The 13464-nt window shown below is 54.8% G+C and carries 25 protein-coding genes; all 25 read left to right on the top strand.

What is annotated here, in order from left to right; genetic code table 11:
* Positions 1–5 precede the first annotated feature (5 nt).
* The 25 genes from rplB (at position 6) to D109_RS0107110 (ending at position 13453) form a co-directional block, all read left to right on the top strand.
* Positions 6–830 (top strand): 50S ribosomal protein L2, encoded by an 825-nt coding sequence (rplB, locus tag D109_RS0107225; protein ID WP_003210080.1) that lies wholly within the window; start codon positions 6–8, stop codon positions 828–830.
* 16 nt (positions 831–846) lie between these two features.
* The gene (gene rpsS, locus D109_RS0107220) at positions 847–1122 is read left to right on the top strand and encodes a 30S ribosomal protein S19 (protein WP_002555486.1); all 276 of its coding nucleotides are present in this window, start codon (positions 847–849) and stop codon (positions 1120–1122) included.
* Positions 1123–1135: 13 nt separating this feature from the next.
* Positions 1136–1468 carry a 50S ribosomal protein L22 gene (rplV, locus tag D109_RS0107215; protein ID WP_003210077.1) on the top strand — a complete coding sequence of 111 codons (333 nt, stop codon included), beginning with the start codon at positions 1136–1138 and terminating at the stop codon, positions 1466–1468.
* Between the two features lie 13 nt (positions 1469–1481).
* A complete protein-coding gene (rpsC, locus tag D109_RS0107210) occupies positions 1482–2168 on the top strand; it encodes a 30S ribosomal protein S3 (protein WP_003176422.1) in 687 nt (228 codons plus the stop codon).
* A 12-nt stretch (positions 2169–2180) separates the two neighbouring features.
* On the top strand, positions 2181–2594 hold the full coding sequence (rplP, locus tag D109_RS0107205) for a 50S ribosomal protein L16 (protein ID WP_003232424.1): 414 nt from the start codon (positions 2181–2183) through the stop codon (positions 2592–2594).
* The gene (gene rpmC / locus D109_RS0107200) at positions 2594–2785 is read left to right on the top strand and encodes a 50S ribosomal protein L29 (protein ID WP_002555481.1); all 192 of its coding nucleotides are present in this window, start codon (positions 2594–2596) and stop codon (positions 2783–2785) included. Before rplP ends, rpmC begins: the two co-directional genes overlap by 1 nt.
* 2 nt (positions 2786–2787) lie before the next feature.
* Positions 2788–3054: a 30S ribosomal protein S17 gene (gene rpsQ, locus D109_RS0107195; RefSeq protein WP_003176419.1), complete on the top strand. Its 267-nt coding sequence runs from the start codon at positions 2788–2790 to the stop codon at positions 3052–3054.
* A 23-nt stretch (positions 3055–3077) separates the two neighbouring features.
* Positions 3078–3446 (top strand): 50S ribosomal protein L14, encoded by a 369-nt coding sequence (rplN, locus tag D109_RS0107190; RefSeq protein WP_002555479.1) that lies wholly within the window; start codon positions 3078–3080, stop codon positions 3444–3446.
* A gap of 11 nt (positions 3447–3457) precedes the next feature.
* The gene (gene rplX / locus D109_RS0107185; protein ID WP_003210072.1) at positions 3458–3772 is read left to right on the top strand and encodes a 50S ribosomal protein L24; all 315 of its coding nucleotides are present in this window, start codon (positions 3458–3460) and stop codon (positions 3770–3772) included.
* Positions 3773–3792: 20 nt separating this feature from the next.
* A complete protein-coding gene (gene rplE / locus D109_RS0107180; RefSeq protein ID WP_003210069.1) occupies positions 3793–4332 on the top strand; it encodes a 50S ribosomal protein L5 in 540 nt (179 codons plus the stop codon).
* Between the two features lie 13 nt (positions 4333–4345).
* Positions 4346–4651, top strand: a complete 306-nt coding sequence (rpsN, locus tag D109_RS0107175; protein WP_003176414.1) for a 30S ribosomal protein S14 — start codon at positions 4346–4348, stop codon at positions 4649–4651.
* Between the two features lie 208 nt (positions 4652–4859).
* On the top strand, positions 4860–5252 hold the full coding sequence (gene rpsH, locus D109_RS0107170) for a 30S ribosomal protein S8 (protein WP_003186040.1): 393 nt from the start codon (positions 4860–4862) through the stop codon (positions 5250–5252).
* A 12-nt stretch (positions 5253–5264) separates the two neighbouring features.
* On the top strand, positions 5265–5798 hold the full coding sequence (gene rplF / locus D109_RS0107165; RefSeq protein WP_003176412.1) for a 50S ribosomal protein L6: 534 nt from the start codon (positions 5265–5267) through the stop codon (positions 5796–5798).
* Positions 5799–5808: 10 nt separating this feature from the next.
* Entirely contained in the window at positions 5809–6159 is a 351-nt protein-coding gene (gene rplR / locus D109_RS0107160; protein WP_003186037.1) for a 50S ribosomal protein L18, read from the top strand.
* A 3-nt stretch (positions 6160–6162) separates the two neighbouring features.
* Positions 6163–6663 carry a 30S ribosomal protein S5 gene (gene rpsE / locus D109_RS0107155; RefSeq protein WP_003186035.1) on the top strand — a complete coding sequence of 167 codons (501 nt, stop codon included), beginning with the start codon at positions 6163–6165 and terminating at the stop codon, positions 6661–6663.
* Between the two features lie 2 nt (positions 6664–6665).
* Complete coding sequence (gene rpmD, locus D109_RS0107150) at positions 6666–6842, top strand: 50S ribosomal protein L30 (protein WP_003186033.1); 177 nt, start codon at positions 6666–6668, stop codon at positions 6840–6842.
* Positions 6843–6846: 4 nt separating this feature from the next.
* Positions 6847–7284, top strand: a complete 438-nt coding sequence (rplO, locus tag D109_RS0107145; RefSeq protein WP_003210066.1) for a 50S ribosomal protein L15 — start codon at positions 6847–6849, stop codon at positions 7282–7284.
* The gene (gene secY, locus D109_RS0107140) at positions 7285–8613 is read left to right on the top strand and encodes a preprotein translocase subunit SecY (protein WP_003210064.1); all 1329 of its coding nucleotides are present in this window, start codon (positions 7285–7287) and stop codon (positions 8611–8613) included. It begins immediately after the preceding gene.
* 27 nt (positions 8614–8640) lie between these two features.
* Positions 8641–8757, top strand: coding sequence for a 50S ribosomal protein L36 (gene rpmJ, locus D109_RS1000000132625; protein ID WP_002555468.1), 117 nt, complete (start codon positions 8641–8643; stop codon positions 8755–8757).
* Between the two features lie 129 nt (positions 8758–8886).
* The gene (gene rpsM / locus D109_RS0107135; protein WP_003210063.1) at positions 8887–9243 is read left to right on the top strand and encodes a 30S ribosomal protein S13; all 357 of its coding nucleotides are present in this window, start codon (positions 8887–8889) and stop codon (positions 9241–9243) included.
* Positions 9244–9273: 30 nt separating this feature from the next.
* On the top strand, positions 9274–9663 hold the full coding sequence (rpsK, locus tag D109_RS0107130) for a 30S ribosomal protein S11 (RefSeq protein ID WP_002555466.1): 390 nt from the start codon (positions 9274–9276) through the stop codon (positions 9661–9663).
* Positions 9664–9681: 18 nt separating this feature from the next.
* Positions 9682–10302 (top strand): 30S ribosomal protein S4, encoded by a 621-nt coding sequence (rpsD, locus tag D109_RS0107125; protein WP_003210056.1) that lies wholly within the window; start codon positions 9682–9684, stop codon positions 10300–10302.
* 22 nt (positions 10303–10324) lie between these two features.
* Complete coding sequence (rpoA, locus tag D109_RS0107120; protein ID WP_003176403.1) at positions 10325–11326, top strand: DNA-directed RNA polymerase subunit alpha; 1002 nt, start codon at positions 10325–10327, stop codon at positions 11324–11326.
* A gap of 41 nt (positions 11327–11367) precedes the next feature.
* Positions 11368–11754: a 50S ribosomal protein L17 gene (gene rplQ, locus D109_RS0107115; protein ID WP_003210053.1), complete on the top strand. Its 387-nt coding sequence runs from the start codon at positions 11368–11370 to the stop codon at positions 11752–11754.
* A gap of 250 nt (positions 11755–12004) precedes the next feature.
* A complete protein-coding gene (locus D109_RS0107110; protein WP_017476316.1) occupies positions 12005–13453 on the top strand; it encodes a catalase in 1449 nt (482 codons plus the stop codon).
* Positions 13454–13464 lie beyond the last annotated feature (11 nt).

Below are 13464 nucleotides of genomic sequence, written 5' to 3'. Positions count from 1 at the left end.
GCATCATGGCAATCGTTAAATGCAAACCGACTTCCCCTGGCCGCCGTTTTGTGGTCAAGGTGGTCAACCAGGAGCTGCATAAAGGCGCTCCTCACGCACCGCTGCTCGAGAAGAAATCGAAGACTGGTGGTCGTAACAACAATGGTCGTATTACCACTCGTCACATCGGTGGTGGCCATAAACAGCATTATCGTCTGGTCGACTTCCGTCGCAACGACAAAGATGGCATCGCTGCCACTGTCGAGCGTATCGAATACGATCCAAACCGTACTGCTCACATCGCTCTGCTGCTGTACGCAGATGGCGAGCGTCGCTACATCATCGCCCCTAAAGGCGTGAGTGCTGGTGACCAGCTGATCGCAGGTGCTTTGGCACCGATCAAGCCGGGCAACGCTCTGCAACTGCGCAACATTCCAGTTGGTAGCACCGTACACGGCATCGAATTGAAGCCGGGTAAAGGCGCGCAAATCGCTCGTTCCGCTGGTGCTTCGGCTCAGCTGATCGCTCGTGAAGGTGTCTACGTGACCCTGCGTCTGCGCTCTGGTGAAATGCGTAAAGTACTGGCTGAATGCCGTGCGACCCTGGGCGAAGTCTCGAACTCCGAGCACAGCCTGCGTTCGCTGGGTAAAGCTGGTGCCAAACGCTGGCGTGGCGTTCGCCCAACCGTTCGTGGTGTTGCCATGAACCCGGTTGACCACCCACACGGTGGTGGTGAAGGTCGTACCTCTGGTGGTCGTCATCCGGTATCGCCATGGGGCTTCCCGACTAAGGGCGCGAAGACTCGTGGTAATAAGCGTACCGACAAAATGATCGTCCGTCGTCGCAAGTAAATAGAGGGATACGACAGTGCCACGTTCTCTGAAAAAAGGTCCTTTTATTGATCTTCACCTACTGAAGAAGATCGAAGTGGCGGCGGAAAAGAACGATCGCAAACCGGTGAAAACCTGGTCGCGTCGTTCGATGATCCTGCCACAAATGGTCGGTCTGACCATTGCAGTGCATAACGGTCGTCAACATGTTCCAGTTCTCGTGAACGAAGACATGGTCGGCCACAAACTAGGCGAGTTTGCCGGTACCCGCACATATCGTGGGCACGTGGCAGACAAGAAAGCCAAGCGTTAAGGGGTAAGGAACGATGGAAGTAGCCGCTAAGTTGTCGGGCGCTCGAATCTCCGCCCAGAAAGCCCGCTTGGTCGCCGACCAGATCCGCGGGAAGAAGGTGGGCGAAGCGCTCAACCTGTTGGCTTTCAGCAGTAAGAAAGCCGCCGAGATCATCAAGAAAGTGCTGGAGTCGGCCGTAGCCAACGCCGAGCACAACGAAGGCGCAGACGTTGATGACCTTAAGGTCAGCACCGTTTTCGTCAACGAAGGGCGTTCGCTGAAGCGCATCATGCCTCGTGCCAAAGGCCGAGCTGATCGCATCGTCAAGCGGTCTTGCCATATCACTGTCAAGGTTGCTGACAAGTAACGGAGTCGAAGAGATGGGTCAGAAAGTACATCCCATTGGCATTCGCCTGGGAATCGTCAAGGAGCACACCTCCGTCTGGTACGCAGACGGTCGGACTTATGCGGACTACTTGTTCGCTGATCTGAAGGTGCGTGAGTATCTCCAAGACAAACTAAAAAGCGCGTCCGTGAGCCGTATCGATATCCATCGTCCTGCTCAAACTGCACGTATCACCATCCACACCGCTCGTCCAGGTATCGTTATCGGGAAGAAGGGTGAAGATGTTGAGAAACTGCGTCAGGACCTGACCAAGCAAATGGGTGTGCCTGTGCACATCAATATCGAAGAGATCCGTAAGCCGGAGCTCGACGGTATGCTGGTTGCGCAGAGCGTAGCTCAGCAGCTGGAGCGTCGCGTAATGTTCCGTCGCGCTATGAAGCGCGCAGTACAGAACGCCATGCGCATTGGTGCCAAGGGCATCAAAATCCAAGTGAGCGGTCGTCTCGGCGGTGCTGAAATCGCACGTACTGAATGGTATCGCGAAGGTCGTGTGCCATTGCACACCCTGCGTGCCGACATCGACTATGCCAACTACGAAGCTCACACCACTTACGGTGTGATCGGTGTAAAGGTTTGGATCTTCAAGGGCGAAGTAATTGGTGGTCGCCAAGAAGAACTGAAACCACAAGCACCAGCGCCTCGTAAAAAAGCTGCTAAGTAAGGGGTACGCCAAATGTTGCAACCTAAGCGTACGAAGTTCCGCAAGCAGATGACAGGCCACAACCGTGGTCTGGCTCAGCGCGGTAGCAAAGTCAGCTTCGGCGAGTTCGCGCTGAAGTCTGTAGCTCGTGGTCGTCTCACCGCTCGTCAGATCGAGTCAGCGCGTCGTGCACTGACCCGTCACGTAAAACGTGGCGGCAAGATCTGGATCCGTGTATTCCCGGACAAGCCTATCTCCAAAAAACCTCTCGAGGTTCGGATGGGTAAAGGTAAGGGTAACGTGGAATACTGGGTAGCCCAGATTCAGCCAGGTAAAGTCCTGTATGAAATCGAGGGTGTAACTGAAGAGCTGGCGCGTGAGGCTTTTGCCCTGGCTGCTGCAAAGCTGCCGCTCGCCACCGCCTTTGTTAAACGGACGGTGATGTGATGAAAGCGAATGAACTTCGTGAAAAATCCGCACAGCAGCTGAACGAGCAACTGCTCGGCCTGCTGCGCGACCAGTTCAATCTGCGTATGCAGAAAGCAACTGGCCAGTTGGGGCAGTCTCATCTGCTCTCGCAAGTTAAGCGTGACATTGCTCGCGTGAAAACTGTGCTCAACCAGCAGGCAGGTAAGTGATCATGGCTGAAGCCGAAAAGACTGTCCGTACGCTGACTGGCCGTGTTGTCAGCGACAAGATGGACAAAACCATCACCGTTTTGATCGAGCGTCGCGTTAAGCACCCGATCTACGGTAAATACGTTAAGCGTTCGACTAAGCTGCACGCGCACGACGAAACCAATCAGTGCCACATCGGCGACAAAGTCACTATTCGTGAAACTCGTCCGTTGGCCAAGACCAAGTCTTGGGCCCTGGTTGATGTTCTCGAACGCGCTGTGGAAGTCTAAGGACTAGGGGTCGGAGAAATTATATGATTCAGACTCAATCCATGCTCGATGTGGCCGATAACAGCGGCGCACGCCGCGTTATGTGCATCAAGGTGCTGGGTGGCTCCCATCGTCGTTACGCTGGTATCGGTGACATCATCAAAGTTACCGTGAAGGAAGCAATTCCTCGCGGTAAAGTGAAAAAAGGCCAAGTGATGACTGCTGTTGTAGTCCGCACTCGTCACGGCGTACGTCGTGCAGATGGCTCCATTATCCGCTTTGATGGCAACGCTGCTGTTCTTCTGAACAACAAGCAAGAGCCGATCGGCACCCGTATCTTTGGGCCAGTGACCCGTGAACTTCGTACTGAGAAGTTCATGAAGATCGTCTCGCTCGCCCCAGAAGTGCTGTAAGGAGATCCGACATGCAAAAGATTCGTCGTGACGACGAGATCATCGTGATCGCCGGCAAAGACAAAGGTAAGCGCGGTAAGGTGCTGAAGGTTCTTGCTGATGACCGTCTGGTCGTTAGTGGTCTGAACCTGGTCAAGCGTCATACCAAGCCTAACCCGATGTCGGGCGTACAAGGCGGTATCGTCGAGAAAGAAGCGCCACTGCACGCTTCTAACGTCGCCATCTTCAACGGCGAAACCAACAAGGCTGACCGCGTTGGTTTCAAAGTAGAAGAAGGTAAGAAAATTCGTGTCTTCAAGTCGACCCAAAAAGCGGTTGATGCTTGAACACTGCTAGGTAGAAGACCATGGCACGACTAAAAGAGATTTACCGGAAGGAAATCGCACCGAAACTTAAGGAAGAACTTAAGCTTTCGAACGTGATGGAAGTTCCGCGCGTTACCAAAATCACCCTGAACATGGGTCTGGGCGAAGCGATCGGCGACAAAAAAGTCATCGAGCACGCTGTTGCTGACCTGGAAAAGATCACCGGCCAAAAAGTCGTTGTGACCTACGCTCGGAAATCCATCGCTGGCTTTAAAGTCCGTGAAGGTTGGCCGATCGGCGTCAAAGTGACTCTGCGCCGTGAGCGTATGTACGAATTCCTGGATCGTCTGCTGTCGATCTCCCTGCCTCGGGTCCGCGACTTCCGCGGCCTGAATGCCAAGTCCTTCGATGGTCGTGGTAACTACAGCATGGGCGTTAAAGAGCAGATCATCTTCCCGGAAATCGACTACGACAAGATCGATGCTCTCCGCGGTCTGGACATCACCCTGACCACCACTGCCAAGAACGATGATGAAGGCCGCGCTCTGCTGCGTGCGTTCAAATTCCCGTTCCGCAACTGATTGGAGTAGGACCATGGCCAAGATGAGCATGAAAAACCGCGAGCTGAAACGTCAGCTCACGGTTGCCAAGTACGCCAAGAAGCGTGCAGCACTGAAAGCAATCATCGTTGATCTGAACGCAAGTCCAGAAGCGCGTTGGGAAGCTACAGTTGCTCTGCAGAAGCAGCCACGTGACGCAAGCGCCTCGCGCATGCGTAACCGCTGCCGCCTGACCGGTCGTCCACACGGCGTTTACCGCAAGTTCGGCCTCGGCCGTAACAAACTGCGTGAAGCGGCAATGCGTGGTGACGTACCAGGTCTGGTTAAAGCCAGCTGGTAAGTACTTTCGAAGTCTCGGTGGTCAGGATCGCAAGATACTGACCACCGGTGGCCTAGAATCTGGAACAAGCCCCTTTTGGGGCTTGTTTCATTTCCGGAGTGTGTCTAAAATACGCGGCTCGCCTGAGCCCGTGTGTTTTGTGCTCGGAGATTCTCGGCGACACGTAATGGCCGCAAGGCTAATTTTTTTGTATTAGGAGCGTCTAGCCATGAGTATGCAGGACCCGTTAGCGGACATGCTAACTCGTATCCGTAATGCCCAGATGGCTGAAAAGTCCGTCGTAAGCATGCCATCTTCCACGTTGAAGGTTGCTGTTGCCAAAGTCCTGAAAGACGAAGGCTACATTGCGGGTTATCAGATCAGCAGCGAAATCAAACCACTGCTGTCCATCGAGCTGAAGTACTTCGAAGGCCGTCCGGTAATCGAAGAAGTGAAGCGCGTTAGCCGTCCAGGCCTGCGTCAGTACAAGTCCGTTGATGATCTGCCAAAAGTTCGTGGCGGTCTCGGTGTGTCTATCGTCTCCACCAACAAAGGTGTGATGACGGATCGTGCTGCGCGCGCTGCCGGTGTCGGCGGCGAAGTTCTTTGCACTGTGTTCTAAGGGGGGATAAGCATGTCACGCGTCGCTAAGAACCCCGTTAAGCTGCCAGCCGGTGTCGAGGTAAAATTCGCAGGCCAACAGCTTTCGGTGAAGGGTGCCAAGGGCACTCTGGAACTGAACATCCATTCGTCCGTTGAGATCGTTGAAGAAGCTGGTGAGCTGCGTTTCGCTGCTCGCAATGGCGATCAACAAACTCGCGCAATGGCCGGTACCACTCGTGCGTTGGTAAACAACATGGTCCAAGGCGTAAGCCAAGGCTTCGAGCGTAAGCTCCAGCTGGTCGGTGTTGGTTACAAAGCGCAAGCAAAAGGCACGGTTCTGAACCTGGCCCTTGGCTTCTCGCACCCAGTGGATTACGAACTGCCGGAAGGCATCACCGCTGAGACCCCAAGCCAAACCGATATCCTGATCAAGGGTATTGATAAGCAGCTGGTAGGTCAGGTGGCCGCTGAGATCCGCGACTTCCGTCCACCAGAGCCGTACAAAGGCAAAGGTGTGCGCTACGCGGACGAAGTCGTCCGTCGTAAAGAAGCCAAGAAGAAGTAGGGCATAGCAAATGACCGACAAAAAAGTTACTCGACTGCGTCGCGCTCGCAAAGCACGCCTGAAAATGCACGAACTCGAAGTCGTGCGTCTCTGCGTGTTCCGCTCGTCGCAGCACATCTACGCCCAGGTCATCTCGGCCGACGGCAACAAAGTCCTGGCAAGCGCCTCGACTTTGGATAAAGAACTGCGTGATGGTGCCACTGGCAACATCGACGCGGCCACTAAGGTTGGCCAGCTGGTCGCTACGCGTGCTAAGGCCGCCGGCGTCTCGCAAGTGGCTTTCGACCGCTCTGGCTTCAAGTACCACGGCCGCGTGAAAGCGCTGGCTGATGCTGCTCGTGAAGCTGGGCTGGAGTTCTAAGTTATGTCAAATAACGACCAAAAGCGCGACGAAGGCTACATTGAGAAGCTGGTTCAAGTTAACCGCGTAGCCAAAACCGTTAAAGGCGGCCGTATCTTCACTTTCACCGCGTTGACCGTGGTTGGTGATGGTAAAGGGCGTGTTGGCTTCGGCCGTGGCAAGTCACGTGAAGTGCCTGCTGCGATCCAGAAGGCAATGGAAGCTGCTCGTCGCAACATGATCCAAGTTGATCTGAACGGCACCACTCTGCAGTATGCAATGAAGTCCGCTCACGGCGCTTCGAAGGTGTACATGCAGCCTGCTTCTGAAGGTACCGGTATCATCGCTGGCGGCGCTATGCGTGCTGTCCTCGAAGTTGCTGGCGTTCAGAACGTTCTGGCCAAGTGCTACGGCTCGACTAACCCGGTAAACGTGGTTCACGCCACTTTTAAAGGTTTGAAGGCTATGCAGTCTCCTGAATCCATTGCCGCCAAGCGTGGCAAAAGCGTCAAGGAGATCTTCTGATCATGGCTACCGTTAAAGTAACGCTGATCAAAAGCATGACCGGCCGCATCCCTAACCACAAATTGTGCGTTAAGGGTTTGGGTCTGCGTCGCATCGGTCACACTGTAGAAGTACTTGATACTCCCGAGAATCGCGGGATGATCAACAAGGCTTACTACATGCTGCGTGTCGAGGGTTAATTCGATGAAACTCAATGATCTGAGTCCAGCGCCGGGTTCCCGTCGCGAAAAGCATCGTCCGGGCCGTGGTATCGGTAGTGGTTTGGGCAAGACCGGTGGCCGTGGCCACAAAGGTCAGTCCTCCCGCTCCGGTGGCACCATCGCTCCAGGCTTTGAAGGCGGTCAACAGCCGCTGCATCGTCGCCTGCCGAAGTTCGGTTTCGTTTCCCTGAAAGCCATGGACCGCGCAGAAGTGCGTTTGTCCGAGCTGGCCAAAGTGGAAGGCGACATCGTTACCGTGCAGACCCTGAAAGATGCCAACGTGATCAACGTCAACGTACAGCGTGTGAAAATCATGCTGTCCGGTGAAGTGACTCGCGCTGTCACTATCGGCAAGGGAATCGGCGCCACCAAAGGTGCGCGTTCGGCTATCGAAGCAGCTGGCGGCAAGTTCGAGGAATAAATGGCTAAGCAAGGTGCTCTCTCAGCGCTCGGCAAAGGCGGTATGTCTGAACTTTGGGCTCGTCTGCGTTTTCTGTTCCTGGCGATTATCGTCTACCGAATAGGCGCACACATCCCGGTTCCAGGTATCAACCCGGACCGACTCGCAGACCTGTTTCGACAGAATGAGGGGACCATTCTTAGCTTGTTCAACATGTTTTCCGGCGGCGCGCTGGAACGGATGAGTATCTTTGCACTGGGGATCATGCCGTACATCTCGGCATCGATCATCATGCAGCTGATGACCGCCGTTAGCCCGCAGCTGGAGCAGTTGAAGAAGGAAGGTGAAGCTGGCCGTCGCAAGATAAGCCAGTACACCCGCTACGGCACTGTCATCCTCGCCCTCGTCCAGGCTATCGGCATGTCCGTTGGTCTGGCCGGGCAGGGTGTTGCGTTCACTGGTGACTTTGGCTTCCATTTCGTCGCGGTATCCACTTTTGTGGCTGGTGCGATGTTCATGATGTGGCTGGGTGAGCAGATTACTGAGCGTGGTGTTGGTAACGGTATCTCGATGTTGATTTTCGCAGGTATCGTTGCCGGTCTTCCGAGAGCGATTGGGCAGTCTTTCGAGTCTGCACGTCAGGGTGATATCAATATCTTCGCCTTGGTTGCCATCGGTTTGTTGGCAGTAGCGATTATCGGTTTTGTGGTGTTCATTGAGCGTGGCCAGCGTCGTATTGCTGTTCACTACGCCAAGCGTCAGCAGGGCCGCAAGGTCTTTGCCGCGCAGACCAGCCACTTGCCGCTGAAAGTGAACATGGCCGGGGTTATTCCCGCCATTTTCGCGAGCAGCATTTTGCTGTTTCCGGCTTCGTTGGGTGCCTGGTTCGGTCAGTCTGAAGGTATGGGCTGGTTGCAGGACATCTCGCAGTCGATCGCTCCTGGTCAGCCGTTGAATATTCTGCTGTTTAGTGCAGGGATTATTTTCTTCTGCTTCTTCTATACGGCGTTGATGTTCAATCCGAAAGACGTAGCGGAAAACCTGAAGAAGTCCGGTGCCTTTATTCCGGGTATTCGTCCAGGTGAGCAGTCTGCGCGCTACATTGATGGCGTTCTGACTCGCTTGACCATGTTCGGTGCTCTATATATGACGGCCGTGTGCTTGTTGCCCCAGTTCCTGGTGGTTGCAGCAAACGTTCCGTTCTACCTTGGCGGGACCTCGTTGCTGATCGTCGTCGTGGTTGTGATGGACTTCATGTCCCAAGTACAATCGCACCTCGTTTCGCACCAGTACGAATCCCTGATGAAGAAAGCCAACCTGAAGGGTTACGGCAGCGGCATGTTGCGCTGAGTACCCATAAGGTTCGAGGAGTTGGTGATGAAAGTTCGTGCATCGGTGAAAAAGCTGTGCCGTAACTGCAAGATTATTCGCCGCGAAGGTGTTGTTCGAGTAATTTGCAGCGCGGAACCGCGTCACAAACAGCGCCAAGGCTGAGTGTGATCCGCTTGAAGCCCGGCAGCTAGTGCGCTGCCGGGTTGATTATTTGTTATTACAGCGATATTATCTCGCGCCCTATTTCTTGGCTTCCGGGGCGTAGGTAGCTGTCAATTGGAGTCCCACTGAATGGCCCGTATTGCAGGCGTTAACATTCCAGATAACAAGCACACTGTTATCTCGCTGACCTACATCTATGGTGTTGGTCGCACTACTGCGCAGAAAATTTGCGCAGACACTGGGGTAAACCCAGCCGCAAAGATCAAAGATCTGAGCGACGAGCAGATTGAGCTGTTGCGTGGCGAAGTGGCGAAGTTCACCACTGAAGGTGACCTGCGTCGCGAAATCAACATGAAAATCAAGCGTTTGATGGACCTCGGTTGCTACCGTGGTCTGCGTCATCGTCGTGGTCTTCCAGTACGCGGTCAGCGTACCAAGACTAACGCGCGTACCCGTAAAGGTCCGCGTAAGCCGATCCGCAAGTAATCGCCCACGCGAATCGACAGGAAATTAATCATGGCAAAACCTGCTGCTCGTCCTCGTAAAAAAGTTAAAAAGACAGTGGTTGATGGCATCGCCCATATCCATGCATCTTTTAACAACACAATCGTGACCATCACCGACCGTCAAGGTAACGCGCTTTCTTGGGCTACCTCCGGTGGTTCGGGTTTCCGCGGTTCCCGCAAGTCCACCCCGTTTGCTGCTCAAGTAGCTGCTGAACGTGCTGGTCAAGCTGCGCTGGAATATGGCCTGAAAAACCTCGACGTTAACGTCAAAGGTCCAGGTCCAGGTCGTGAGTCTGCTGTCCGTGCATTGAACGGCTGTGGCTATAAGATCGCCAGCATCACCGACGTGACGCCAATCCCGCACAACGGGTGCCGTCCGCCGAAGAAGCGCCGCGTGTAATCCAGGAGATTGTAAAGAATGGCTCGTTACATTGGTCCAAAATGCAAACTCGCTCGTCGTGAAGGCACCGATCTCTTTCTGAAGAGCGGCGTGCGCGCGATCGAATCGAAGTGCAACATTGAAGCAGCACCTGGTATCCACGGCCAACGCCGCGGTCGCCAGTCCGATTACGGCACCCAACTGCGTGAAAAGCAGAAGGTCCGTCGTATCTACGGCGTTCTCGAGCGTCAGTTCAGCGGCTACTACAAAGAAGCTGCTGGCAAGAAAGGTGCAACCGGTGAAAACCTGCTGCAACTGCTCGAATGCCGTCTGGACAACGTTGTATACCGTATGGGCTTTGGTTCGACTCGTGCCGAATCCCGTCAGCTGGTATCGCACAAATCCGTCAGCGTAAACGGCCAAACCGTTAACGTCCCGTCGTACCAGGTTCGTGCTGGTGACGTGGTCGCGATTCGCGAGAAAGCAAAAAATCAACTTCGCATTGTCCAAGCTCTCGATCTGTGTGCCCAACGTGGCCGCGTAGAATGGGTAGAAGTAGACACTGAGAAGAAGTCGGGCGTTTTCAAGAACGTTCCTGCTCGCAGTGATCTGTCCGCCGACATCAACGAAAGCCTGATTGTCGAGCTCTACTCCAAGTAAGGGCTAGAAAATAGGTGCATCCATGCAGATTTCGGTAAATGAGTTCCTGACACCCCGTCACATTGATGTGCAGGTTGTCAGTCCAACCCGCGCCAAGATCACTCTCGAGCCTCTCGAGCGTGGTTTTGGCCACACCCTGGGCAACGCGCTGCGCCGCATCCTGTTGTCCTCAATGCCCGGCTGTGCAGTAGTCGAGGCCGAGATTGACGGTGTGCTCCACGAGTACAGCGCCATCGAAGGTGTACAGGAAGACGTAATTGAAATCCTGTTGAACCTTAAAGGTCTGGCTATCAAGCTGCACGGCCGTGACGAAGTTACGCTGACCTTGTCGAAGAAGGGTTCGGGGGTGGTTACCGCTGCCGATATTCAGCTGGATCATGATGTCGAGATCGTTAATCCCGATCACGTAATCGCTAACCTGGCGTCTAACGGCGCCCTGAACATGAAGCTCACCGTAGCTCGTGGTCGTGGTTATGAACCGGCCGACTCGCGTCAGAGCGATGAAGACGAAAGCCGCAGCATTGGTCGCTTGCAGCTCGACTCTTCGTTCAGCCCGGTTCGCCGTATCGCATACGTGGTGGAAAACGCCCGTGTCGAACAGCGTACTAACCTGGACAAGCTGGTTATTGATCTGGAAACCAACGGTACTCTGGATCCTGAAGAGGCTATCCGCCGCGCTGCAACCATTCTGCAACAGCAGTTGGCTGCGTTCGTCGACCTCAAAGGTGACAGTGAACCAGTGGTAATCGAGCAGGAAGACGAGATCGATCCGATCCTGCTTCGCCCGGTTGACGATCTGGAACTGACTGTACGTTCGGCTAACTGCCTTAAGGCGGAAAACATTTACTACATCGGCGATCTGATTCAGCGCACCGAAGTAGAACTGTTGAAGACTCCGAACCTGGGCAAGAAATCCTTGACTGAAATCAAGGACGTTCTGGCCTCCCGCGGTCTGTCCCTAGGCATGCGCCTCGACAACTGGCCGCCTGCAAGTCTTAAGAAGGACGACAAGGCGACTGCCTGATCGTCGTAATCACCGAACGTGAGTTTGGTAAGGAATGAACCATGCGTCATCGTAAAAGTGGTCGTCACCTGAGCCGTACCAGCTCGCACCGTAAGGCTATGTTCCAGAACATGGCGGTGTCGCTGTTCGAGCACGAGCTGATCAAAACTACACTGCCGAAAGCTAAAGAACTGCGTCGCGTTGCTGAGCCGCTGATTACTTTGGCTAAGACAGACAGCCTGGCTAACCGTCGTCTGGCTTTCGACCGTACTCGTTCGAAAGCTATCGTTGGTAAGCTCTTCAACGACCTGGGCAAGCGTTACGCTACCCGTGAGGGTGGCTACCTGCGCATCCTCAAGTGCGGTTTCCGCGCTGGTGACAACGCGCCTATGGCGTACGTTGAGCTGATCGATCGTCCAGTTGGCGGTGAAGCTGTATCCGCTGAGTAAGACGTCAGTCTGTAACGAAGAACCGGGCCTAGTGCCCGGTTTTTTGTGCGCGTTAGAAAACTCGAATAACCTCGATCGGATAGTTATTCGGCTCTTTAATCCGTTTTTAGCTATCCGTTCGGATTGTTCGTTAGTTAATTTCTATCGAAGATCATGATTTAATGAATTTGATGGTGTCATCTTCCTGGTCAATACTGCCCCCCAAGCCGATTAGCCGGCAGTTCCAAGACTGACCTGAGGAAGATTGAGCATGAGCCAGAATAAAACCCTTACTACCGCCAGCGGCGCCCCCGTTGCCGATAACCAGAATTCCCGTTCGGCCGGCCCACGCGGCCCATTGCTGCTCGACGATTTTCACCTGATCGAGAAGCTCGCCCACTTCAACCGTGAAAACATCCCTGAGCGTCGCGTACACGCCAAAGGCTCGGGTGCCTACGGTACCTTCACCGTCACCCGAGACATCACTCAGTACACCAGCGCCAAGCTGTTCGAGTCCGTGGGTAAGCAAACTCCGACCTTCCTGCGCTTCTCCACGGTAGGTGGCGAGCGCGGTTCGGCTGACACTGAGCGCGACCCACGTGGTTTCGCCTTGAAGTTCTATACCGAAGAAGGCAACTGGGACATCGTTGGCAACAACACCCCGGTGTTCTTCATCCGTGACCCGCTGAAATTTCCGGACTTCATCCACACCCAAAAGCGCCTGCCGCAAAGCAACCTGAAAAGTGCACAGATGATGTGGGACTTCTGGTCGCACTCCCCTGAGGCGCTGCACCAGGTCACCATCCTGTTTTCGGACCGCGGCATCCCGGACGGTTACCGCCACATGCACGGCTTCGGCAGCCACACCTACAGCCTGATCAACGCCAAAGGCGAGCGTCACTGGGTGAAGTGGCACTACAAGACCAAGCAAGGCATCAAGAACCTGGCGCCGGCTGACGCTGCACGCTTGGCGGGTACCGACCCTGATTACGCCCAGCGCGATCTGTTCGGTGCTATCGAGCGCGGTGACTTCCCGAAATGGCGCGTGTGCATCCAGATCATGACGGAAGCCCAGGCGAACGCTCACTACGAGAACCCGTTCGACGTGACCAAGACCTGGTCGCAGAAAGAGTTCCCGCTGATCGAAGTCGGCGAACTGGAGCTGAACCGTAACCCGCTGAACTACTTCGCTGAAGTTGAGCAGGCGGCTTTCGGTCCAAGCAACATGGTCCCAGGTGTTGGCTTGTCGCCAGACCGCATGCTGCAAGGTCGCGTGTTCGCTTACGCTGATGCCCACCGCTACCGTGTCGGCACCAATCACCAGCACCTGCCGGTGAACGCGCCACGCAGCCCGGTCAACAGCTACCAGCGTGACGGCTCGATGGCATTCGGCGCCAATGGCGGTGCGGCTCCCAACTACGAGCCAAACAGCTATGCCGATGCACCGAAGCAGGCTCCTCAGTATGCCGAGCCAACCTTGGCCCTGAGCGGTGCGGCGGATCGTTACGATCACCGCGAGGACACCGACTACTACAGCCACGCCGGTGCGCTGTTCCGCCTGATGAATGATGAGCAGAAAGCCCTGCTGATCAACAACATCGCCGGCGCCATGGCAGGGGTTTCCAGCGACGTGGTCCAGCGCCAGTTGCAGTACTTCTTCAAGGCAGATCCGGCTTATGGAGAAGGGATCGCATCTGCACTGGGTGTATCGCTTAACTAACTCTAAACGAT

This window comes from Pseudomonas sp. PAMC 26793 (assembly GCF_000313235.1).
Classification (GTDB): domain Bacteria; phylum Pseudomonadota; class Gammaproteobacteria; order Pseudomonadales; family Pseudomonadaceae; genus Aquipseudomonas; species Aquipseudomonas yamanorum.
The sequence above is the reverse complement of the archived record's forward strand: the minus strand, read 5'-3'. Positions and strand labels throughout refer to the sequence as shown.